At 70.8% G+C, this 21,704-nt stretch carries 19 protein-coding genes; 16 read left to right on the plus strand and 3 right to left on the minus strand.

Annotated features, from left to right (window positions below; genetic code table 11):
• Window positions 1-151 precede the first annotated feature (151 nt).
• The 3 genes from YWY_RS0113220 (at window position 152) to ftsY (ending at window position 5,742) form a co-directional block, all read left to right on the plus strand.
• Complete coding sequence (locus YWY_RS0113220) at window positions 152-451, plus strand: acylphosphatase (protein ID WP_028847989.1); 300 nt, start codon at window positions 152-154, stop codon at window positions 449-451.
• 171 nt (window positions 452-622) lie between these two features.
• Window positions 623-4,264 (plus strand): chromosome segregation protein SMC, encoded by a 3,642-nt coding sequence (smc, locus tag YWY_RS0113225; protein ID WP_028847990.1) that lies wholly within the window; start codon window positions 623-625, stop codon window positions 4,262-4,264.
• A gap of 68 nt (window positions 4,265-4,332) precedes the next feature.
• The gene (gene ftsY, locus YWY_RS0113230) at window positions 4,333-5,742 is read left to right on the plus strand and encodes a signal recognition particle-docking protein FtsY (RefSeq protein WP_028847991.1); all 1,410 of its coding nucleotides are present in this window, start codon (window positions 4,333-4,335) and stop codon (window positions 5,740-5,742) included.
• A 303-nt stretch (window positions 5,743-6,045) separates the two neighbouring features.
• On the opposite strand, the gene YWY_RS0113235 is transcribed toward ftsY, so the two are convergent.
• A complete protein-coding gene (locus tag YWY_RS0113235; RefSeq protein ID WP_084609238.1) occupies window positions 6,046-7,455 on the minus strand; it encodes an APC family permease in 1,410 nt (469 codons plus the stop codon).
• Between the two features lie 150 nt (window positions 7,456-7,605).
• Entirely contained in the window at window positions 7,606-8,805 is a 1,200-nt protein-coding gene (gene dinB, locus YWY_RS0113240) for a DNA polymerase IV (RefSeq protein WP_028847993.1), read from the minus strand.
• A gap of 71 nt (window positions 8,806-8,876) precedes the next feature.
• On the opposite strand from dinB, the gene YWY_RS0113245 reads away from it, so the two are divergent.
• On the plus strand, window positions 8,877-9,686 hold the full coding sequence (locus YWY_RS0113245; RefSeq protein ID WP_211227530.1) for a serine hydrolase: 810 nt from the start codon (window positions 8,877-8,879) through the stop codon (window positions 9,684-9,686).
• 9 nt (window positions 9,687-9,695) lie between these two features.
• Here YWY_RS0113245 and YWY_RS0113250 read toward each other — a convergent pair whose 3' ends face one another.
• On the minus strand, window positions 9,696-10,529 hold the full coding sequence (locus tag YWY_RS0113250) for a (2Fe-2S)-binding protein (protein ID WP_156899234.1): 834 nt from the start codon (window positions 10,527-10,529) through the stop codon (window positions 9,696-9,698).
• Between YWY_RS0113250 and YWY_RS0113255 the strand changes: the two genes are divergently transcribed.
• From YWY_RS0113255 to lepB, 12 genes are all read left to right on the plus strand, one after another.
• Complete coding sequence (locus tag YWY_RS0113255; protein ID WP_028847995.1) at window positions 10,528-11,820, plus strand: ammonium transporter; 1,293 nt, start codon at window positions 10,528-10,530, stop codon at window positions 11,818-11,820. The genes YWY_RS0113250 and YWY_RS0113255 overlap by 2 nt on opposite strands.
• Entirely contained in the window at window positions 11,817-12,155 is a 339-nt protein-coding gene (locus YWY_RS0113260) for a P-II family nitrogen regulator (protein ID WP_028847996.1), read from the plus strand. The genes YWY_RS0113255 and YWY_RS0113260 overlap by 4 nt, the downstream gene beginning before the upstream one ends.
• 15 nt (window positions 12,156-12,170) lie before the next feature.
• Complete coding sequence (locus tag YWY_RS0113265; RefSeq protein ID WP_038045063.1) at window positions 12,171-14,486, plus strand: [protein-PII] uridylyltransferase; 2,316 nt, start codon at window positions 12,171-12,173, stop codon at window positions 14,484-14,486.
• 117 nt (window positions 14,487-14,603) lie between these two features.
• A complete protein-coding gene (ffh, locus tag YWY_RS0113270; RefSeq protein WP_028847998.1) occupies window positions 14,604-16,163 on the plus strand; it encodes a signal recognition particle protein in 1,560 nt (519 codons plus the stop codon).
• 31 nt (window positions 16,164-16,194) lie between these two features.
• Complete coding sequence (locus YWY_RS0113275; RefSeq protein WP_211227531.1) at window positions 16,195-17,283, plus strand: amidohydrolase family protein; 1,089 nt, start codon at window positions 16,195-16,197, stop codon at window positions 17,281-17,283.
• Window positions 17,280-18,041 (plus strand): CPBP family intramembrane glutamic endopeptidase, encoded by a 762-nt coding sequence (locus tag YWY_RS0113280; RefSeq protein ID WP_028848000.1) that lies wholly within the window; start codon window positions 17,280-17,282, stop codon window positions 18,039-18,041. The genes YWY_RS0113275 and YWY_RS0113280 overlap by 4 nt, the downstream gene beginning before the upstream one ends.
• A 175-nt stretch (window positions 18,042-18,216) precedes the next feature.
• Window positions 18,217-18,780, plus strand: coding sequence for a 30S ribosomal protein S16 (rpsP, locus tag YWY_RS0113285; RefSeq protein WP_028848001.1), 564 nt, complete (start codon window positions 18,217-18,219; stop codon window positions 18,778-18,780).
• On the plus strand, window positions 18,777-19,016 hold the full coding sequence (locus YWY_RS0113290) for an RNA-binding protein (protein WP_028848002.1): 240 nt from the start codon (window positions 18,777-18,779) through the stop codon (window positions 19,014-19,016). The genes rpsP and YWY_RS0113290 overlap by 4 nt, the downstream gene beginning before the upstream one ends.
• A gap of 29 nt (window positions 19,017-19,045) precedes the next feature.
• The gene (gene rimM / locus YWY_RS0113295) at window positions 19,046-19,552 is read left to right on the plus strand and encodes a ribosome maturation factor RimM (protein WP_028848003.1); all 507 of its coding nucleotides are present in this window, start codon (window positions 19,046-19,048) and stop codon (window positions 19,550-19,552) included.
• A gap of 2 nt (window positions 19,553-19,554) precedes the next feature.
• On the plus strand, window positions 19,555-20,322 hold the full coding sequence (trmD, locus tag YWY_RS21940; protein WP_051310213.1) for a tRNA (guanosine(37)-N1)-methyltransferase TrmD: 768 nt from the start codon (window positions 19,555-19,557) through the stop codon (window positions 20,320-20,322).
• A 173-nt stretch (window positions 20,323-20,495) separates the two neighbouring features.
• Complete coding sequence (gene rplS / locus YWY_RS0113305) at window positions 20,496-20,855, plus strand: 50S ribosomal protein L19 (protein ID WP_028848004.1); 360 nt, start codon at window positions 20,496-20,498, stop codon at window positions 20,853-20,855.
• 32 nt (window positions 20,856-20,887) lie between these two features.
• Complete coding sequence (gene lepB / locus YWY_RS21945) at window positions 20,888-21,703, plus strand: signal peptidase I (protein ID WP_156899235.1); 816 nt, start codon at window positions 20,888-20,890, stop codon at window positions 21,701-21,703.
• The last annotated feature ends 1 nt before the right edge of the window (window position 21,704 follow it).

Below are 21,704 nucleotides of genomic sequence, written 5' to 3' on the forward strand. Positions count from 1 at the left end.
CGTATCGTCGGTTGGCCCAGACGGGCTCATAGGCTGCTCCTTGTGGCGGCTAGGCTGGGGCGGGGGAACTGTATCACTGTCGAGTGAACGATGTGCCTACCCCATAGTGTTCGTTTTGTTCCGGAGCGTCACCACTGGGGAGTTGCGACGGATGACGCCATCCGCAGCCGAATCCGGCGAGCGCGTGCGGCTGACCGCGTGGGTGCGCGGTCATGTGCAAGGTGTCGGTTTCCGGTGGTGGACGCGCTGCCGGGCGCTGGAACTGGGCCTGGTCGGGACGGCGACCAACCTGCCGGACGGGCGCGTGGAGGTGGTCGCGGAAGGCCCGCGGAAGGCGTGCGCCGAGTTGCTGGCCGCGCTGCGAGGCGGGTCCACCCCCGGCAGGGTCGACTCGGTGGTCGAGCAGTGGTCCGAGCCGCGCGGGGGGCTGCACGGGTTCGTGGAGCGCTGAGCCGGGCGGACGGTGGCGGTCCGGTCCGGCCGGAGTTCGCCCGCACGCATCCGACACGCCGCGCGGTTCGGTGCGTACCAGGGCCCGCAGGTACCATTCCGCAGTTGAGGTCGGCCCGGCCGCATGACACATCAGCCGTGAACCGGCACAGATGAAGGGGCCGTATAGCTCGTGCACCTGAAAAGCCTGACACTGAAGGGCTTCAAGTCTTTCGCTTCGACGACGACGCTCCGTTTCGAGCCGGGCATCACCTGTGTGGTCGGCCCGAACGGATCGGGGAAGTCGAACGTGCAGGACGCCCTGCGCTGGGTGATGGGCACGCAGGGCGCCAAGGACCTGCGCGGCGGCAAGATGGAGGACGTCATCTTCGCCGGCACCGCAGGCAGGCCGCCGCTCGGCCGCGCCGAGGTCACGCTGACCATCGACAACTCCGACGGTGCGCTGCCGATCGACTACACCGAGGTGTCGATCACCCGGCGGATGTTCCGCGACGGCGCCAGCGAGTACGAGATCAACGGCGAGAGCTGCCGCCTGCTGGACGTGCAGGAGCTGCTGTCCGACTCCGGCATCGGCCGGGAGATGCACGTGATCGTCGGCCAGGGGCAGCTCGGTGAGATCCTGCAGGCCAAGCCGGAAGAGCGGCGCGCGTTCATCGAGGAAGCCGCGGGCGTGCTCAAGCACCGCAAGCGCAAGGAGAAGGCGCTGCGCAAGCTCGAGGCGATGCAGGCGAACATGAACCGCCTGACCGACCTCACCGCCGAGCTGCGCCGCCAGCTCAAGCCGCTGGGCAGGCAGGCCGAGATCGCCCGCAAGGCGCAGGCCATCCAGGCCGAGCTGCGGGACGCCAGGCTGCGGTTGTACGCGCACGATCTGGTCACCCAGCGCGAGGCGCTGGCCAAGGAGGAAGCCGACGAGGAGCGGATCCGTCGGCAGCGCGCCGAGGTGGAGCAGCAGCTGCAGATCGCGACCAGGCGGGAAGCGGAACTGGCCGAGGCGCTGGCCGAGGACGAGCCACGCCTGGCGGCGGCCAAGGACACCTGGTACAAGCTCAGCGCCCTGGCCGAACGGCTGCGCGGCACGGTGCGGCTGGCCATGGAGCGCAAGCGGCACCTGTCCGCCGACGTCGAGGACACCTCGACCGGCCGGGATCCCGAGGAACTGCTCGCCGAGGCCGAGCAGGCCGAGGAGAAGGAGCAGGAGCTCGACGCCGCGGTCGAGGCGGCGCGGGCCGAGCTGGCGGAGGCCATCGCACGCCGGGAAGAGCTCGAGCAGGCGCTGCAGGCCGCCGAGCGCGCGCACATGGCCGCGGTCCGGGCCGTGGCGGACCGCCGGGAAGGCATCGCCAAGCTCAAGGGGCAGGTCGAAGCCCTGCGCAGCAAGACGGGCGCCACGGCCGAGGAGATCGAGCGGCTGAGCGCGGCCATCGCCGAGGCCGAGGCCAGGGTCGAGCAGGCGGCGGAGGAGCTGGAGCAGGCCAAGGCCGAGGGCGGCGACTCCGATCTGGACAGCGCGCAGGCCGCCGAGCGACTCGAACAGTGCATGCGCGCCAACGACGCCGCCAAACAGCGCGTCGAGGAGCTGGTCGCGGCCGAACGGGCCGCGGAGAAGGAGATCGCGACGCACCGCGCCACCGTGGAGGCGCTCTCGCGCGGGCTCGCGCGCAGGGACGGCGCGGGCACGTTGCTGGAAGCCGGCGACGACGTGCCCGGTGTGCTCGGGTCGGTCGCCGCGCTGCTGGACGTCGAATCCGGCTTCGAAGCGGCGATCGCCGCCGCGCTGGGCCCGGTCGCCGACGCGGTCGCTGTGCAGACCGACGACGACGCGGTCTCCGCGCTGGAGTACTTGAAGAAGCACGACGCCGGCCGGGCAGGCATGCTGCTGGGCGGCCTGCTGGGTGGTGCCGAGGGTTCCGCCCTGCCCGATCGCCCGCAGCTGTCGTCCGGCGCACGGTGGGCCGTCGACGTCGTGCAGGCGCCGGAGCAGCTGCGTCCTGCCGTGCGCGTCGCATTGCACGACGTCGTGATCGTGGACAGCGTCAACGCCGCCAAAGCGCTCGTCAGCGAGCACCCGCGACTGCGTGCGGTCACCACGGAAGGCGATGTCTTCGCCGCTCACTGGGCGTGCGGTGGTTCGAAGGCCGCGACCGAATCGGTCATCGAGGTCCAGGCCGCGGTGGACGCGGCGCGGGAGAAGCTGATCGCGGCGGAACGGCAGCTGCAGCGCGTCGCCGCGGAGCTGGAAGGGGCGCGCGCCGAGCAGCAGCAGCGGAAGGCCGAGGCGGCCAAGGCCAGGGAGGCCGTCGGCGAGGTCAAGGTGGCCAGGGCCAGGTTCACCGAGCGGCTGAACCGGCTGCAGCAGGCGCTACGCAACGCCGAGGCGGAGGCCGCGCGGCTGCGCAACCAACGGGCGAAGGTGGAGGCCAGCCGGGCCGAGGCGGTGGCGAAGCTGGCCGAGCTGGAGCAACGGCTGACCGCGGCCAGCGAGGAGCCGATCGACGAGGAGCCGGACACCACCGAGCGGGACGAGATCGCGGCCGCGCTGTCCGAGGTGCGGCAACAGGAGGTCGACGCCCGCCTGGCCCTGCGCACGGTCGAGGAGCGGGCCCGTGGGATCGCGGGCAAGGCGGAGAGCCTGCGCCGGGCGGCGGAGGCCGAGCGGCAGGCCCGTGAGCGTGCGGCGCGGGCGCGGGAGGCCCGCAGGCGTGGCGCGGAGATCGCCGCCGCCGTGGTGGACGCCGGTGAGATCGCCCTGGAGCGCATCGAGGTGTCACTGCAGCGTGCCGCGGCGGAGCGAGATGCGCTGCAGCAGGCCAGGGAAGAGCGGGAAGTGATGCTGTCCGGTGTCCGGGCCAGCGTGCGTGAGCTGAGCGGCCAGCTGGAGAAGCTGACCGACGCGGTGCACCGCGACGAGCTGCTGCGCGCCGAGCAGCGGATGCGGCTGGAGCAGCTGGAGTCCCGCATCGCCGAGGAGTTCGGCATCGGGCTGGACGACCTGGTGGCCGAGTACGGTCCGGACCAGCCGGTGCCGCCGAGCCCGACCGAGATGGCCGAGTACGAGGCGGCCAAGGAGCGGGGCGAGCCGGTCAGCGAGCCGCAGCCGATGCCGTTCGACCGGGCCACCGAGGAGCGCAGGGCCAAGCGGGCCGAGCGGGAGCTGGCCATGCTGGGCAAGGTCAACCCGCTGGCGCTGGAGGAATTCGCCGCGCTGGAGGAGCGGTACAAGTTCCTGTCCACCCAGCTGGAGGACCTCAAGGCCACCAGGAGGGACCTGCTGGCGGTGATCCAGGAGGTGGACGACAAGATCCTGGAGGTCTTCACCTCCGCCTTCCACGACGTGGCGCGGGAGTTCGAGAAGGTGTTCGCCACGCTGTTCCCCGGCGGCGAAGGGCGCATGGTGCTCACCGACCCGGACGACATGCTGACCACCGGCGTGGACGTCGAGGCCCGCCCGCCCGGCAAGAAGGTCAAGCGGCTGTCGCTGCTGTCCGGTGGCGAGAAGTCCCTGGTGGCGGTGGCGATGCTGGTGGCGATCTTCCGGGCCCGGCCGTCGCCGTTCTACGTCCTGGACGAGGTCGAGGCGGCGCTGGACGACACCAATATGCGCAGGCTGATCGGCCTGCTGGAGCAGCTGAGGGAGAACTCGCAGCTGATCGTGATCACGCATCAGAAGCCGACCATGGAGATCGCCGACGCGCTCTACGGCGTGAGCATGGCCAACGACGGGGTCACCAGGGTGATCTCGCAGCGGCTGCGGTCGCGCGATCGGGCGGACGAGCGAGCCGGCGAGCGTTCGGCCGAACCCGCCTCGGCGTAGGCGGGTCCGTGGGACGGTGAGGGTTGCCCTGCGACGGCCTGCGGTGACGCGGATGCGAGGATGACGACGTGACGGACAACGTGTGGCTTCTGGTCATCGTCGGTGTCGCCGTGCTGCTGGCCGTGGCGCTGGTGGTGGGGTTCACGCTCTCGCGCAGGCGCAGGATCCGCCTCGACCGGGAGCGCCCGGGTGCCGGTGAGCGACCCAGCGGCGGCGGATACTCGGCAGGCGGCGGGATCGCTCTGGCCCCCGGTGGGGTGCGGGAACACGCACCGCCGGAGCACCCGGCCGGAGAGCGTCCCGAGACCGACGGCGAGCCGGGGGTGGGCGAGGACGCGGCGGTACCGCGGGACAGCCATCGTCGCGACATCGTCGACATCGCGCTGCCCGAGACCACCGGCGAGGCGCCTGCCTCCGAGTCCGGCACCACGCCAGGCTCCACTCCGACGCCCACGGCGCCGGAGCCGGAAGCCGGCGCGGCCCAAGCGGCGACGGCGACCAAGACGGCCGAGCCGCAGCGCGCGCCGGTGTCCACCGAGGAGCCCGCGCCCGCCGCCGGGCGTATCGAGCGGTTGCGTGGCCGGCTGGCCAAGTCGCGTTCGGCGTTCGGGCAGAGCCTGCTCGGCCTGCTCGGTGCCGGCGACCTGGACGAGGACTCCTGGCAGGACGTCGAGGACACCCTGCTGGTGGCCGACCTGGGCGCGGCGACCACGACGGAGATCGTCGAGCGGCTGCGCACCGAGCTGGTCAGCCGCGCGGTCCGCACCGCCGACCAGGCCAGGGCGCTGCTGCGCGAGGTGCTGATCGACGCGTTGAATCCACGGTTCGACCGGGCGGTGCGTGCGCTGCCGCACGAGGCCGACGGCCAGAAGCGCCCGGCGGTCGTGCTGGTCGCCGGTGTCAACGGCACCGGGAAGACGACGACCACCGGCAAGCTTGCCCGGGTGCTGGTCGCCCAGGGGCATCGGGTGCTGCTCGGCGCGGCCGACACGTTCCGTGCCGCGGCCGCCGACCAGCTGCAGACCTGGTCGGAGCGGGTGGGCGCCGAGGTCGTCCGCGGCAAGGAAGGCGCCGACCCGGCGTCGGTGGCGTTCGACGCGGTCAAGCGCGGCATCGACAGCGGTGTGGACGCGGTGCTGATCGACACCGCGGGCCGGCTGCACACCAAGTCGACGCTGATGGACGAGCTCGGCAAGGTCAAGCGCGTGGTGGAGAAGCAGGCCGAGGTCGACGAGGTGTTGCTGGTGCTGGACGCCACCACCGGCCAGAACGGCCTGACCCAGGCGCGGGTGTTCCGCGAGGTCGTGGACGTCACCGGTATCGTGCTGACCAAGCTGGACGGCACCGCCAAGGGCGGCATCGTGTTCCAGGTGCAGCGCGAGCTCGGCGTGCCGGTGAAGCTGGTCGGCCTGGGCGAGGGCCCGGACGACCTGGCACCGTTCGAGCCGGACGCGTTCGTCGACGCACTGCTGAACTGAAGGCCCCGGACGCGCGGAAAACCGTGACGGCTGCCCGGGACGACCTTCAGCCGTGACGGCTGCCCGGGGTGGAGCAGCACCCGCTTTCCGGTGCATCCCCGCCGCTGCAAGCACAGCCGGAATCGCGATCTCGCCTCCCTTCGCGGCTTGCGCTGGGTCGTTCCCCGCGTATCCCGGTCAGCGGAGCTGGTGGCCGAGGACGACAGGTCCGACGACGAAAGAAGACTCGGCGGGGCGGCTCCGTTGCCCGCGCGGGGGGGAGCCTGTCCGGTCGGGTGTGCCTGCAGGGCAGGCCGTCTTCGGCTAGTCCTCGCGGGCTTCCACCGCGAGCAGTTCCTCTTCCTCGTCGTCGAAAGCATGGCCGCCGCGCGACTCCGGGTCGAAGATCCAGGTCAGCGCCCACAACACGATGCCGAGGCCGACCATGCCCGCGGCCACCACGTACTCGTTGGTGTTGCGGCCGGTCCACGGCCCGGCGAGGAAAGCGCAGGCCAGTGCGCCGAGCACCGGGATGAGCGTCGGCGCCTTGAAGTGCTCGTGCTTGACCGGCTTGCGGCGCAGCACCAGCACCGCGATGTTCACCACGGTGAACACGCACAACAGCAGCAGGGACGTGGTTCCGCCCAGCAGGGAGACCACCCGGCTGGCTTCGTTCTCCTCGGTGGCCGGGTCGTCCACCACCACCCTGGTCACCACGATGATCAGGGCGAAGGCGATCAGCGTGGTGAAGATGATGCTGATCCACGGGGTCCGGCGGAACGGGTGCACGGTGGCCAGCGGCCTGGGCAGCACCCGCTTCTTCGCCATCCCGTACAGCAGGCGGCTGGCCATCAGCATGTTGATCAGCGCCGAGTTGGCCACCGCGAACATCGTCATGAACGGGAAGATGTCCTCCACCGGAAGGTCCGGTGCGCCCGCCCGGACCACTTCCAGGAGCGGGGTCTCGCTGTCGGCCAGCTCGCCAACCGGCACCACCGCCACCGCGGCGATCGACACCAGGACGTAGATGGCGCCGGTGATGGTCAGGCCGCCGAGCATGATCTTCGGGAAGATCCGCACCGGGTCCTTGGTCTCCTCGGCCATGTTGACCGAGTCCTCGAAGCCGACCATGGCGAAGAACGCCAGCGTGGTGGCCGCCGTGACGGCGAGGAACGCCGACTTGTCCTCGGCGGTGTGGAACACCGTGACCCGGCTGAAGTCGGCCTCACCGCCGAAGATCGCGATGAACCCGATGACGATGACCGCGATCAGGCCGAGCAGCTCGACGCTGGTCAGGAAGACGTTGAACTTCACGCTCTCGGCCACGCCGCGCAGGTTGATCAGCGCGATCAGGGTCATGAAGCCCAGCGCCAGCAGCATGATGGCGGTGTCACCCCAGTCCAGGCCGAGGCCTTCGACCAGGTTCGCCGCGAAGCTGCGGGACGCGGTGGAGGCCGACGTGATACCGGACGACATCACCGCGAAGGCCACCAGGAACGTGACGAAGTGGATACCGAAGGCCTTGTGGGTGTACAGCGCGGCACCCGCCGCCTGGGGGTACTTGGTGACCAGTTCCATGTAGGCGAACGCGGTCAGCGTCGCCACCACGAACGCCACGAGGAACGGGACCCATGCCGCGCCGCCGACCTCGCCCGCCACTTGGCCGGTGAGGGCGTACACGCCGGTGCCCAGGATGTCACCGACGATGAACAACAGGAGCAACTTGGTGCCCATAACCCGCTTGAGCGGAGGCTGGCCGCCCGGCCCTCGCTCCGTGGCACTTGCCGCCGTATCGCTCACGTCACTGCCTTTCTTTTCGCCGCACAGATGCGCCGACACCTTATGTGATCCATCTCATGACCGATCATCCGGCGCCGTGCCTGTTCACCCTTCCGGCAGCGTAGGCATTTCGATGCCGCCACCCCGGCGAACGAGCCCTGCGCGTGTCAGTGCTTCCCGGCCGAATTTTTCCCACACCTGGTCCATCGCCGCGTCCAGCGAGCCGTCCGCGTCACCGAACAGCGGGAGCTCCAGTTGCCTGCCGGCGTCGCCGTCCAGGTTGGCCACGGTGACGCCCAGCAGCGAGATGCCCCGGTCCCGGATCATCGGCATCGCCTCGGCCAGCAGCCCGCGCGACACCTTCAGCAACGTCGCTCCGCGCGCGGTGGGGATCGGCAGCGTGCGCGATCTCGTCGCCCTGGCGAAGTCGGCGAAGCGCAGCCGGAGGACTACCGTGCGTCCGGTCCGCCCCGCGGCGCGCATCCGCCTGCCGACTCGGTCGACCAGGCCGGCCAGGACGGCGTCCAGCTCCTCCGGTGACCGGATGCTGCGGCCGAGTGCGCGCTGCGAGCCGATCGACCTTCGCCTGCGCCGGGTCACCACCGGACGCGGGTCGCGATGGCCGGCCAGCGCGTGCAGCTTGTTTCCCACGGCCGCGCCGACGTGATGCGTCAGCGTGGTCCGGGGGGTGCGGTGCAGGTCCCCGATGGTCGTGATGCCGATGGCGTGCAGCCTCTCCGCGGTGACCGGGCCGACCCCCCACAGCCGTTCGACCGGCAGCGGATGCAGGAATGCTTCCTCCTCGTCGGGCTCGACGACGAGCAGGCCGTCCGGTTTGGCCTCGGCGCTGGCCACCTTCGCCAGCGACTTGGTGCGCGCCACGCCGACGGTGATGGGCAGACCGACCCTGCGGCGCACCTCGGCCCGCAACCGCTGGGCGATTTGCCTGGGCGTCCCGGACAGCCTGGCCAGCCCGCCGACGTCAAGGAAGGCCTCGTCGATCGAGATGCCCTCGACCACCGGGGTGATGTCGCGGAACACCTCGAAGACCGCCTTGCTGGCGGACACGTAGGCCTGCATCCGGGGTGGCACCACCACCGCGTCCGGGCACAACCGTTTCGCCTGCCTGCCGCCCATACCGCCGCGCACCCCGCACGCCTTCGCCTCGTAGCTGGCGGCCAGCACCACGCCGCCGCCGACGATCACTGGACGATCACGCAGCCGCGGGTCGTCGCGCTGCTCGACGGACGCGAAGAACGCGTCGAGGTCGGCGTGCAGGATGGACGCTGTCGTGCGAACGGGCATCGAACATATGTTCGCATGGTGCGTGGGCTGCGAGCAGCGGCCGAACGTACGAAAGTGGCACGCTGGCTGCCGTGACCGACGCTCTCGAGGCGAGCTTGCCGTCCGCCGGCGATGCAAGGTGGGGAGTCCGCGTGGTCGACCTCGACGGCGGCGACGTTCTTGTCGATCACGGGGCGGACCGTCGCCTCTCCACCGCCAGCGTGGGCAAGATCTTCCTGCTGCTGGAAGTGGCCGACCGGCTCGCGTCCGGCGCGCTGCGCACCGGGCACCTCGTCGATCGGCGCGCGGTCGAGCCGGTGGCCGACTCCGGCCTGTGGCAGCACCTGGCGGCCGATGTGCTGCCCGTCGGCGACGCGGCCGCTCTGGTCGGCGCCGTCAGCGACAACCTCGCCACCAACGTCCTGCTCGACCTGGTCGGGCTGGCGGCGGTGCAGCAGTGGCCGGCACGGCTCGGACTGGCCGAGACGGCCCTGCACGACAAGGTGCGCGACGTCCGGCGGCCGAGCGACCCGCCCGCGTTGTCCACCGGCACCGCCGCAGAGCTTGCCGAGGTCATGCGCTCCCTCCATGCCGGTGAGGTGCGCGCGGCCCGCCGGGTTCTCGGCTGGCTCCGGCTCGGCACCGATCTGTCGATGGTCGGCCAGGCGTTCAACCTGGATCCGCTGGCACATGCCGAGCCCGACCGTGGTGTGCGGCTGATCAACAAGACCGGAACCGACACCGGAGTGCGTGCGGACGTGGGGCTTGTTTACGGGCCTCGTCGTCGCGTGGCCTACGCGGTGGTGGCGAACTGGACACCGGAAGGGCCGGCCGATCCGCATCGAGACGCCGTGCTGGCGGGAATGCGGCAGATCGGGGCGCACATCCGTGCGGTGGTGTGAATCCGCCTGTCAACCCAGTAGCTCGCGGATCCGGCGTTCGCGTTCCTCGGGATGCTGGCCGGGGCACGCCGCGCACGTCGTTCCCCTCGGCGTCCGGTCGATCAGGCAGCACGATGCCCGGCGGACCACCAGGTGCGGCCCGACGCGCGCGAAGCGCGGCGTCGGCAGTTCCCCTCCGACGGCCTCGGCCAGTTCGGCAGCGAGCTGCACGGCACGCTGGACATCGCCGTCGGCCTGCCCGGCTTGCAGCAACCGGCTGGCGATGGAATCCGTTGCGACAGCCCACAGGGCGGGCTGCCGGGCACCGGAAACCGCGGCAACGGCCCGGACGGCAGCCTCCAGTGCGTCGTGCAGGCGGCGGCCGAACTCCGGCAAGCCGCCGTCGAGCGGGCGGTTCGACCACGCGTCGAGGAAACGTCCGTCCGGCAGGATCCGCAGAATCACTGCGTCCAGCGAGGGATCCACCGGGGATCCCGCCAGCAATCCGTGCAGCGGCTGGCCCACCAGCACGGAGGACGCCGAGTACCACCACACGGTGCCCAGGACGCGGCCGGGCGCCTGCCCGTAGTACCGCCGAGCCAGCTCCAGCTGGCCGGCCAGCCAGCCGTGGTCGAGCACATCGGTGGCCGGGTGAGGGGTGGCCGGGAGTGATCCGTTGACCGGGGCCTCCTTCTGGTCGTCGTCAGCCGTTCGGCGGTAGCGCGAGCAGGCATGAAACGTGGTCGTAACAGCACGGGCCGCGTGGTTCACATGCGGGAAATCGAGGATGCCGTTACCCGCAACACCGACCTCGCATGCTGTCGGCCAATCGTCCGGTACGCGAGTGTCGCGAGGAGAGTCCATGGAAGGAAACACCGCCTGGTTGCTCACCAGCGCAGCGCTGGTGTTGCTGATGACGCCAGGCCTGGCGTTCTTCTACGGCGGCATGGTCCGCTCGAAGAGCGTGCTGAACATCATGATGATGTGCTTCGGCGCCATCGGCCTGATCGGTGTGCTGTGGGTGCTGTACGGGTACGGTCTCGCCTACGGTGACGACGTCGGCGGGCTGTTCGGGTGGTCGAACGACCTGCTGGGCATCACCGGTCTGCTCGACTTCGACCCGGAGGCCGACCCGACCGGCGGAACGGTGGACGTGGCCTTCCAAGCGATGTTCGCCATCATCACGGTGGCGCTGATCGCGGGCGCGATCGCCGACCGGGCCCGGTTCGGCCCGTGGCTGCTGTTCGCCGGCCTGTGGGCCACCCTGGTCTACTTCCCGGTCGCGCACTGGGTGTGGGGCGACGGCGGCTGGATCGGCGAGATGGGGGCGCTGGACTTCGCCGGTGGCACCGCCGTGCACATCAACTCCGGGGCCGCCGCGCTGGCGCTGGCCATCGTGCTCGGCAAGCGCAAGGGCTGGCCGCAGGAGCCGATGAAGCCGCACAACCTGCCGTTCGTCATGCTGGGCGCCGGCCTGCTGTGGTTCGGCTGGTTCGGCTTCAACGCCGGTTCCGCCTACGCCGCGGACGGCGTCGCCGGTGTTGCGTTCGTCAACACGGTCACCGCCACCTGCGCCGCGATGCTCGGCTGGCTGCTGGTGGAGCGGGTGCGCGACGGCAAGCCGACCAGCCTCGGTGCCGCGTCGGGCATCGTGGCCGGCCTGGTGGCGATCACGCCGTCGTGCGCGTTCGTGGACACCTGGGGCGCGCTGGCCATCGGGTTCCTGGCCGGCCTGATCTGCCCGCTGGCGGTGGCGCTGAAGTACAAGCTCGGCTACGACGACGCGCTCGACGTGGTCGGCATCCACTTCGTCGGTGGCTGGATCGGCACCGTGAGCCTCGGCTTCCTGTCCACCGCCCGGGTCGTCCCGGACGGCGTGGACGCGCTGTTCTACGGCGGTGGCGCCGGCCAGATCTGGCCGCAGGTCGCCGGTGCGCTCGGCGTCAGCGTCTACTCGTTCGTCGCCGCGCTGGTCATCGGCCTGGTCATCAAGAAGACCATCGGTTTCCGGGTGGACGAGGACGTGGAGATCGCCGGTATCGACGAGGCCGAGCACGCCGAGGTCGGCTACGAATTCGGGTTCGGCAGGGGCGGTCGGTCGGGCGGCTCGTCCATCGCTGCGGCGAGCAAGAAGCTGGAGGAGAGCACGGCATGAAGCTGATCACCGCCATCATCAAGCCGTTCACCCTGGACGACGTCAAGTCCGCGCTGGAACAGCTCGGCGTGCTGGGCATGACGATCTCCGAGGCCCAGGGCTACGGCAGGCAGAAGGGGCACACCGAGGTCTACCGGGGCGCCGAGTACGCGGTGGACTTCGTCTCCAAGCTCCGGGTCGAAGTGCTCACCGACGACGCGAGTGCGGACAAGGTCGTCGAGGCCATCGTCACAGCGGCGCAAACCGGCAAGATCGGTGACGGCAAGGTCTGGGTGACACCGGTGGAACAGGTGATCCGGGTCCGTACTGGCGAACGTGGCGCCGACGCGCTGTGAGGCGAACCCGTACTCGTGGACGTCGGTGAATTGGTGGCGGCGGCCGAGCGACTGCTTGGCCGCCGCCACGGTCGGCTGGCGGCGGGTGAACTGCGCGCCGCGCTGTGCGACCTGTACGAGTTCTGGCTCAGCAAGGCCGCGGCGGCGGCCGGTGTCGGCGACCCCGGCATGCCCGGCGGCGTCGCGCTGGTCGCGGTCGGCGGCCTCGGCCGCCGTGAGCTGGTGCCGTACTCCGACCTGGACCTGGTGCTGCTGCACGACGGCACGACGCCGCGGCCGGTGCTGGACCGGATGGCCAATGCGCTCTGGTACCCGCTGTGGGACGCCAAGGTCGGTCTCGACCATGCCGTGCGCACCGGCGACGAGGCCTTGTCGGTGGCGCGGAGTGATCTGCGCACCGCGATGGGCCTGCTCGAGGTGCGGGCGATCGCCGGAGACGAGGAACTGGCCGCCCGGCTCGCCACCGCGGCCAGGCAGCAGTGGCGACGCACGGCACGCAAGCGCCTGCCCGAGCTGGCTGACGCGGTGCGCCAGCGGTGGCGGCGCACCGGCCATCTCGCGCAGTCGGCGGAGCCGGACCTCAAGCACGCGGGCGGGGGCCTGCGGGACATCGCCGTGCTGGAGGCGCTGGCCGCGGCTCAGCTGATCGACCGGCTGGACGACGAGCTGCGGCAGGTGAAGCGGTTGCTGCTGGACATTCGCACCGAGCTGCGGCTCGAGCTGCGCCGCAACCGGGACGTGCTGAGCGCGGAACAGGCCGACAAGATCGCCGCCGACATGGGCTTCGGTGATCGGTTCGCACTGCTCAAACAGCTGTACTCGGGTGCGCGCGCGGTCCGCTACGCGCTCGAGGTGGCGTTGCGGTCGGCCACCGGAGGTACTCGCCGGCTGCGCCGTAGACCGCTGGCCGAGGGGGTCGTACTGCACGGCGACGAGGTCGCGTTGGCGCGTGGCGCCAACCCGGCCAAGGACCCGGCGCTGCTGTTGCGGGTCGCCGCGGCCGCGGCGCACACCGGCAGGCCGGTGGCGCACGGCACGCTTCGCACTCTGGCCGATTCGGCACCGGAACTCCGGCAGCCGTGGCCGGCGGACGCGCGCAGCGAGCTGATCGCGCTGCTCGGGGCAGGCGAAGGCCTGATCGGGGTGATCGAGGCACTGGACACCCTCGGCCTGTGGAGCCGCCTGCTGCCGGAGTGGGGTGCCGTCCGCGACCTGCCGCCCGCCGAGCCGGTGCACCGGTGGTGCGTCGACCGGCATCTGGTGCAGACCTGCGTGGAAGCTGCGAAGCTGACCACCAGCGTGGCCAGGCCGGATCTGCTGCTGATCGGCGCGCTGCTGCACGACATCGGCAAGGGACGCGGCGCCGATCATTCGGTGATCGGTGCCGACATCGCGCGGCAGGTGACCCAGCGGCTGGGGCTGCCCGACGAGGACGTCGCCGTCGTCACCGGTATGGTGCGGCACCATCTGCTCCTGCCGCACGTGGCCACTCGGCGCGACATCACCGAGCGCGAGACGGTGCGGCGGGTCGTCGACACCATCGACGGCAATGCGCTGCTGCTCGAGCTGCTGCACGCATTGACCCAGGCCGACTCGCTGGCCACCGGGCCGGGGATGTGGACGCCGTGGAAGGCCAAGCTGGTCGCCGAGCTGGTGGCCAGGTGCAGGCAGCTCATCCGCGGAGTGGAGCCGGTCGCGCCCGATCCGCTGACCGCCGAGCAGCAGGAGCTGGCCGCGCGGTGCCGGGCGTCCGGTCGTCCCGAGGTGCTGGTCACCTCCGACGGGGCCGTGGCGACGATCACCGTCGCCGCGCGACGCGACGTCGCCCTGCTGGCGCCGGTGGCCGGTGCCCTGGCCCTGTCGTCGCTCGAAGTCGCCGCGGCCACCCAGCACGAGGACCGGGACGTGGCGGTCGCCGTGTTGCACGCCGCGCCGCGTTTCGGCAGTCCGCCGGACGATGCACTGCTCCGGGAGAAGGTCGTCCGTGCGGTGACCGGGCGCCTTGCGCTCGCCGAGCAGCTGGCCGCCAAGGAGCGCGACTACGACCCGGGCGACGGCGGTCGCGTCGAGCCGACGGTGCTGTGGTTCGACGACGAGGCCGAAGGGGCCGACGTCGCCTTGCTCGAGCTGCGCGCCACCAATCGCATCGGCCTGCTGCACCGGGTGGCGACCGCGCTCGGCCGGTCAAGGGCGACGGTCAAATGGGCACGGGTGGCCACTTTCGGCTCGTCATGCGTGGACGCCTTCGCGGTGCGGGCCGTGACGGGCGATCCGCGCGACGAGGCATGGCGCCGGGCCGTCGAGCGGGCCGTGCTGGCCGCCGCGCGGTGACCGTCGCACCCGCCGTGCCGGGAAGCGTCGTGTGTGCAGGTGGGCGCGGCTGCGGTGTTGATACCGTTGCGGGTGGGCCATCATGCCCGTCACCGACGACCGCTGGAGTACATGCCCGTGTTCGAGACCCTTTCCGACCGGCTCACCTCCGTCCTGCAGAACCTGCGCAGCCGGGGCAGGCTGACCGATGCCGACATCGACGCGACCGCCCGCGAGATCCGCATCGCGCTGCTCGAGGCCGACGTGGCGCTGCCGGTGGTGCGCACGTTCATCGCGCGCATCAAGGAACGGGCCAAAGGCGCCGAGGTGCACGAGGCCCTCAACCCTGCCCAGCAGGTCATCAAGATCGTCAACGAGGAACTGGTCGCCATCCTCGGCGGCGAGACCCGCAGGCTGAACCTGGCCAAGAACCCGCCGACGGTGATCATGCTCGCTGGTCTGCAGGGTTCCGGTAAGACCACGCTGGCAGGCAAGCTGGCGCTGTGGCTGCGCAAGCAGGGCCACTCACCGCTGCTGGTGGCCTGCGACCTGCAGCGGCCGAACGCGGTCACCCAGCTGCAGGTGGTCGGCGAGCGCGCGGGCGTGGCCGTCTTCGCACCGGAGCCGGGCAACGGCGTCGGCGACCCGGTCGACGTCGCGGCGCGCAGCATCGACGAAGCGCGGCGCGGGCAGCACGACGTGGTGATCGTGGACACCGCGGGCCGGCTCGGCATCGACGAAGAGATGATGAAGCAGGCCGCGGACATCCGGGACCGGGTGCAGCCGGACGAGACGCTGTTCGTGGTCGACGCGATGATCGGCCAGGACGCGGTCACCACGGCCGAAGCGTTCCGCGACGGCGTCGGGTTCACCGGGGTGGTGCTCACCAAGCTGGACGGTGACGCCCGCGGCGGTGCCGCGCTGAGCGTGCGCGAGGTCACCGGCCAGCCGATCCTGTTCGCCTCCAACGGCGAGAAGCTCGAGGACTTCGACGTCTTCCACCCCGACCGGATGGCGTCGCGCATCCTGGGCATGGGCGACGTGCTCACCCTGATCGAGCAGGCCGAGAAGGCGTTCGACCAGCAGAAGGCGGAAGAAGCCGCGGCCAAGATGTCGGCGGGTGAGCTGACGCTGGAGGACTTCCTCGAGCAGATGCTCGCGGTGCGCAAGATGGGCCCGATCGCCAACCTGCTCAGCATGCTGCCCGGGGCGGGGCAGATGAAGGACCAGCTGGCCGCGATCGACGACAAACACCTGGACCGGGTGCAGGCCATCATCCGCGGCATGACGCCGGAGGAACGCGCCAACCCCAAGATCATCAACGCGTCCCGGCGACTGCGCATCGCGCGCGGATCCGGTGTGCAGGTGCGGGACGTCAACGACCTGGTCAACCGGTTCTTCGAGGCCCGCAAGATGATGCAGCAGATGGCGGGCGGATTCGGCCTCGGCGTCAGGCGGGTGAGCAAGACCCGCAAGGGCAAGAAGGGCAAGAAGGGCAAGAAGAAGGGACCAACCCAGCCCAAGGTGCGGGGCTTCCCCGGGATGCCGGGCGGACTGCCCGCCATGCCGGGCGGACTGCCCGGTGGCATGCCGGGAGGGATGCCGGACCTGTCGAAGCTGGGCGGCGGCATGAACGACCTGCCCCCGGGGTTCGACCCGGGCAAGCTGAAGCTGCCGAAGAAGACCGACGAGAACTGACCTTCCGAGTTGATTTCCAGGGGGCGTGCCGATGACGTCGTCGCTGCCGCCTTTGCACCTCTCCGGTGTCGTGCTGCCCGACGGAGTCCGGCGGGACATCTGGGTCGCCGACGGCCGGATCTCGTTCACTGAGGTGCCCGGGGCCCGCACCATCGCCACCGACGTGTGGATCCTGCCCGGCTTGGTCGACGCGCACTGCCACATCGGCATCGGGCCGGGCGGTCCGATCACCGACCTGGCCGAGGCGGAGCAGCAGGCGATCGTGGAGCGCGACGCCGGCGTGTTCCTCATCCGCGACTGCGGTGCCCCGCTCGACACCAGCGGGTTGCAGGGCCGGGCCGACCTGCCCAGGATCATCCGGGCCGGGCGGCACCTGGCCAGGCCGAAGCGCTATCTGCGGGGCTTCGCCATCGACCTCGAGGAGCCGGAGCGGCTGCCGGAGGTGGTCGCCGAGCAGGTGGCCTACGGCGACGGCTGGGTGAAGCTGGTCGGCGACTGGATCGACCGGGAGATCGGCGACCTCGCCCCGCTGTGGCCGGACGACGTGCTCGACCAGGCGGTGAAGGTGGCGCACGAGGCGGGCGGCAAGGTGACCGCGCACGTCTTCGGGGAAGCCGCCCTGCCCGGCCTGCTGGCCGCGGGCGTCGACTGCATCGAGCACGGCACCGGCCTGACCGACGAGACGATCGCGGAAATGGTGCGCCGCGGCATCCCGCTGGTGCCGACGCTGACCAACATCGCCAACTTCCCGGACATCGCGGCGCAGGCGGTGAAGTATCCGGTGTACGCGCAGCACATGCTGGACCTGCACCGCCGCAATCCGGACGTCATCGCGGCGTGCATCGACGCGGGCGTGGAGCTGTTCGCGGGGACCGACGCGGGCAGCGTGGTCGCGCACGGCCGCATCGTCGACGAGATCGAGCTGCTGCACGCCGCCGGCCTGAGCACCACCGAGGCGATCGGGGCCGCGTCCTGGCGGGCGCGGGAGTGGCTGGGCTACTCCGGCATCGTCGACGGCGGCGAAGCGGACCTGCTGGCGTTCGATGCCGATCCGAGGGAGGACATCGGCGTGCTGCGCCGTCCGGTGTGCGGCGTGTTGCGCGGCGCGGTGGTGCGGTGACCACCGAGCCGGGCGCGCCGGTGACCGGCGCCGAACGGCCGCCGAGCCACCGCTGGGGCTTCGGTGCTTTCCTGCTGGTCGAAGCCGTGCTGCTGGCCACTGCCGCGATGGTGTCCGCGCTGCTGCGGGAGGGCCGCCCCCCGGGGGCGCCGGTGCCGATGCGCGACATCCTCATCGGCACCATCACGCCGACCGTGGTGGCGGCCGGCGTGGCGTTGCTGATCACCGTGCTGCGCGGTAACGGCCCGCTCACCGACCTCCGCCTGCAGTTCCGCTGGGACGACGTGCGGACCGGGCTGCGGTTCGGCTTGATCGGCCTGGTGGTCACCACGATCGGCGTGGCGGTGTGGACCCAGATCGTCGGCAAGGAGAACGCCACGTCGGCGATCGGCACCCTGGTGCAGGACACCCGGCTGTCGGTGCAGGCCGCCGTCGTGCTGTTCCTCTACCTGTGGCTGGTCGGGCCCATCTGCGAGGAGATCATCTTCCGCGGGCTGCTGTGGGGCGCGGTGGAACGGCTGCACTGGGGCAAGGAACGCTGGGGGAGGGTGGCCGCGTTCGTGCTGTCCACCGGCGTGTTCGCGGCCAGCCACCTGGAGCCGCTGCGCACCAGCCTGCTGATCGTCATCTCGATCCCGATCGGCCTGGCCAGGCTGGTGACGGGCAGGCTGCTCGGCAGCATCGTCGCCCACCAGGTGAACAACTTCCTGCCCGCACTGGCCCTCCTGCTCACCGCGCTCGGCGCGATGCAGGTGTAGTGGGTACGGCTGTCATGCCCGATCGGGCCATCTGGCAGAATGTTTGCTTGCTGCTTCGGCCGGACCCTCTCACCGCGCCCGGAGCCTGAGAATCCTGCGACTGCAGCATCCGCCCCCACTCGGATCGCGCGCGGTCGACCAACCGAAGTGCGAACGAACGAGGAGTCCCACACACGTGGCCGTCAAGATCAGACTGCAGCGCCTTGGCAAGATCCGTAACCCCTACTACCGGATCGTCGTCGCCGACGCGCGCACCCGTCGGGATGGCAAGGCCATCGAGACGATCGGCAAGTACCACCCGAAGCAGGAGCCGAGCTTCATCGAGGTCGACTCCGAGCGGGCCCAGTACTGGCTGAAGGTCGGCGCGCAGCCGACCCAGCCGGTGCAGCGCATCCTGGAGATCACCGGCGACTGGCAGAAGTTCAAGGGCTTGCCGGGTGCCGAGGGCAAGCTGAAGGTCGCCCCGCCCAAGCCGTCCAAGGAGGAGATCTTCGCCAAGGCCCTCGAGGAGGCGGGCGGCCGCCCGGAGGCGGACGCCACCGAGGGCAAGAAGAAGTCCGGCAAGAAGGACAAGGCCGAGGGCAAGAAGGCCAAGGACGGCGACAAGGGCAAGGACGAGAAGAAGGCCAAGGACGCCAAGTCCGGCAAGGCCGAGGCGAAGAAGGCCGACGAGGCGGCCGAGGCCAAGGCCGACGCCGGCGAGCAGGCCGCTGCCGAGGGTAAGGCCGGCCAAGAGTGAGTTTCCTCGCCGATTCGCTCGAGCACCTGGTCCGGGGGATCGTGGACAACCCCGACGACGTCCGGGTGGAGCTGATCACCACCCGGCGGGGGCGCACCCTCGAGGTGCACGTGAACCCGGACGACCTGGGCAAGGTCATCGGCCGTGGTGGCCGCACCGCCACCGCGCTGCGCACGGTGATGAGCGGGATTGGCGGCCGGGGCGTGCGGGTCGACGTCGTCGACACCGACGGCTAGCCGTCCACCCGCTGGTGGGGAGGTCGCGCGTGGAGGTCGTCGTCGGCCTGGTCGCCAAGGCCCACGGCATCAGCGGGGAAGTGGCCGTCGATCCCCGCACCGACGTGCCGGAGGTGCGGTTCGCCGAGGATGCGGTGGTGCGCGCGCGGCTGCGCGACAAGCGGACCAGGCAGCTCACCGTCTCCTCGGCTCGCCCGCACGGCAGCAGGTTGCTGGTGCGCTTCGCCGAGATCGTCGACCGGACGGCCGCCGAGGGGTTGCGCGGGGCGCTGCTGCTGGCCGACACCGACGAGCTGCCGCCGACCGAGGACGAGGACGAGTTCTACGACCACCAGCTCAGCGGGCTGGCGGTCGAGCTCGCCGACGGTACCCCCCGGGGCACGGTGAAAGAGGTCGTGCACACGCCGGGTGGAGAGCTGCTCGCGGTGGATTTCGACGGGCGTGAGGTGCTGGTGCCGTTCGTGCGCGCCATCGTGCCGACGGTCGATCTGCGTCAGGGCAAGGTCGTGGTGGATCCGCCCGAGGGGTTGTTCTGACCGTGCGGATCGACGTGGTGACCATCTTCCCCGAGTACCTGCAGCCGCTGCGTACGGCGCTGCTGGGTCGGGCGCTGGACCGTGGCCTGATCAGCCTCGGGGTGCACGATCTGCGGAACTGGACCTACGACGTGCACCGTGCGGTGGACGACGCGCCGTATGGGGGCGGCCCCGGCATGGTCATGAAGCCGCAGGTGTGGGGCGAGGCGCTGGACGCGGTGTGCACCGAGCAGTCGCGGCTGATCGTGCCGACACCCGCCGGTACGCCGTTCACCCAGCAGATGGCCCGCAAGTACACCGAAGAGCAGCATTTGGTGTTCGCGTGCGGCCGTTACGAGGGGATCGATCAGCGCGTCGTCGAGGACGCTGCCCGCCGCATGCCGGTCGACGAGGTGTCGATCGGTGATTACGTGCTGGTCGGCGGCGAAGCGGCGGTGCTGGTGATGGTGGAAGCCATCGTGCGGCTGCTGCCCGGCGTGCTGGGCAATCCGACCTCGGCGGAACAGGACTCGTTCAGCGACGGCCTGCTTGAAGGTCCTTGCTACACCCGCCCCGAGGTGTGGCGTGGGCTGGCGGTGCCGGAGGTGCTGCGGTCGGGCAACCATGCGCGCATCGAGCGGTGGCGGCGGGACCAGGCGCTGCGCCGCACGGCCGCCCGCCGGCCGGAGCTGATCGCCAAGATCGCCGACCAGCTCGACGACACCGATCGCGCGGTGCTCGCCGAGTTCGCCAGGGAACGCAGGGCCGAGGAGGAAGCGAGGGGCGAGTGACGCTGCATCCACCCGGCTGCGGCGCGCTCGTGCAGGTCTGCCATACTTGGCAAGTTGCTGCACGCGGTCGACAGCCGCGGAGCGGAATCATTGCCGAATCAATCTTCCTGGCATGCGGCAGCCGAGGCTGGGCATGCCCGAGCACGAACCCGAGCACGAGGACGGACGAGACGATGAACACCCTGGACGCGCTGGAGGCTGAGTCGCTGCGGGACGACATCCCGAGCTTCCGGCCAGGAGACACGGTCAAGGTGCATGTCCGCGTCATCGAAGGAAACCGCGAGCGCGTGCAGGTCTTCGAGGGCGTCGTGCTGGCTCGCCGCGGTGGTGGCATCCGCGAGACCTTCACGGTGCGCAAGGTCTCCTTCGGTGTCGGCGTGGAGCGCACCTTCCCGGTGCACTCGCCGAACATCGCCAAGATCGAGGTCGCCAAGCGCGGTGACGTCCGCCGGGCGAAGCTGTACTACCTGCGCAACCTGCGCGGCAAGGCGGCCAAGATCAAGGAGCGGCGCGAGGCCCCGTCGGCTTCCTGACGCGGGGTGTGCTCCTCCCGTAATCTGAGTGCGTGGTCAATCTGGCGCGTCGGGGGAGCCGCAACGCTCGAGCCGAGACGAAAATCCTCCGCGCCCAGAGCTACACGTTCAACGACCCCAGCTGGGGGCCGCGGCCGAAGCGCGGCGCGCACCGGATCCGCCGGCCGCCGCGCAAGCGGTCGTTCTGGAAAGAGCTGCCCCTGCTGGTGGCGATCGCGTTCGGGCTGACGTTTCTGATCCAGACGTTCATCGCCCGGCCGTACATGATTCCGTCCGGGTCGATGGAACGGACGCTGCACGGCTGCCCTGGCTGCACCCCGGACCGGGTGCTGGTCGACAAGCTCACCTACCGGTTCACCGATCCGCAGCCGGGCGACGTGGTGGTGTTCAAGGGCCCGGACCCGTGGGTGGAGGGCGACCCGGTGGAGGAGAGCACCGGGGTAGCCGGTTTCCTGCGCGAGCTGGGGTCGATGATCGGATTGGCCCCGCCGGACGAGCGGGACTTCGTCAAGCGGATCGTCGCGGTCGGCGGCCAGACCATCAGCTGTTGTGACGCGAAGAACCGCGTGGTGGTCGACGGCAAGCCGTTGGACGAGCCGTACCTCTACTTCGAACCGGGCCGCGGTCACCGCCAGCAGGAGTTCCCCGAGATCACCGTGCCGGAAGGCTCGGTGTTCGTCATGGGCGACAACCGGAACAACTCCAGCGACTCCCGCGTGCAGGGCGGCGGTGGCGTCAACGGGACGGTGCCGGTGGAGAACATCATCGGCAAGGCCCAGGTCATCGTGTGGCCGCCCGCGCGGTGGGGAGGTATCAGCGACTACAACCCGCAGTCGGGTGCGGGATGAG

The sequence above is a fragment of the Thermocrispum agreste DSM 44070 genome (assembly GCF_000427905.1).
In the GTDB taxonomy this organism is placed as follows: domain Bacteria; phylum Actinomycetota; class Actinomycetes; order Mycobacteriales; family Pseudonocardiaceae; genus Thermocrispum; species Thermocrispum agreste.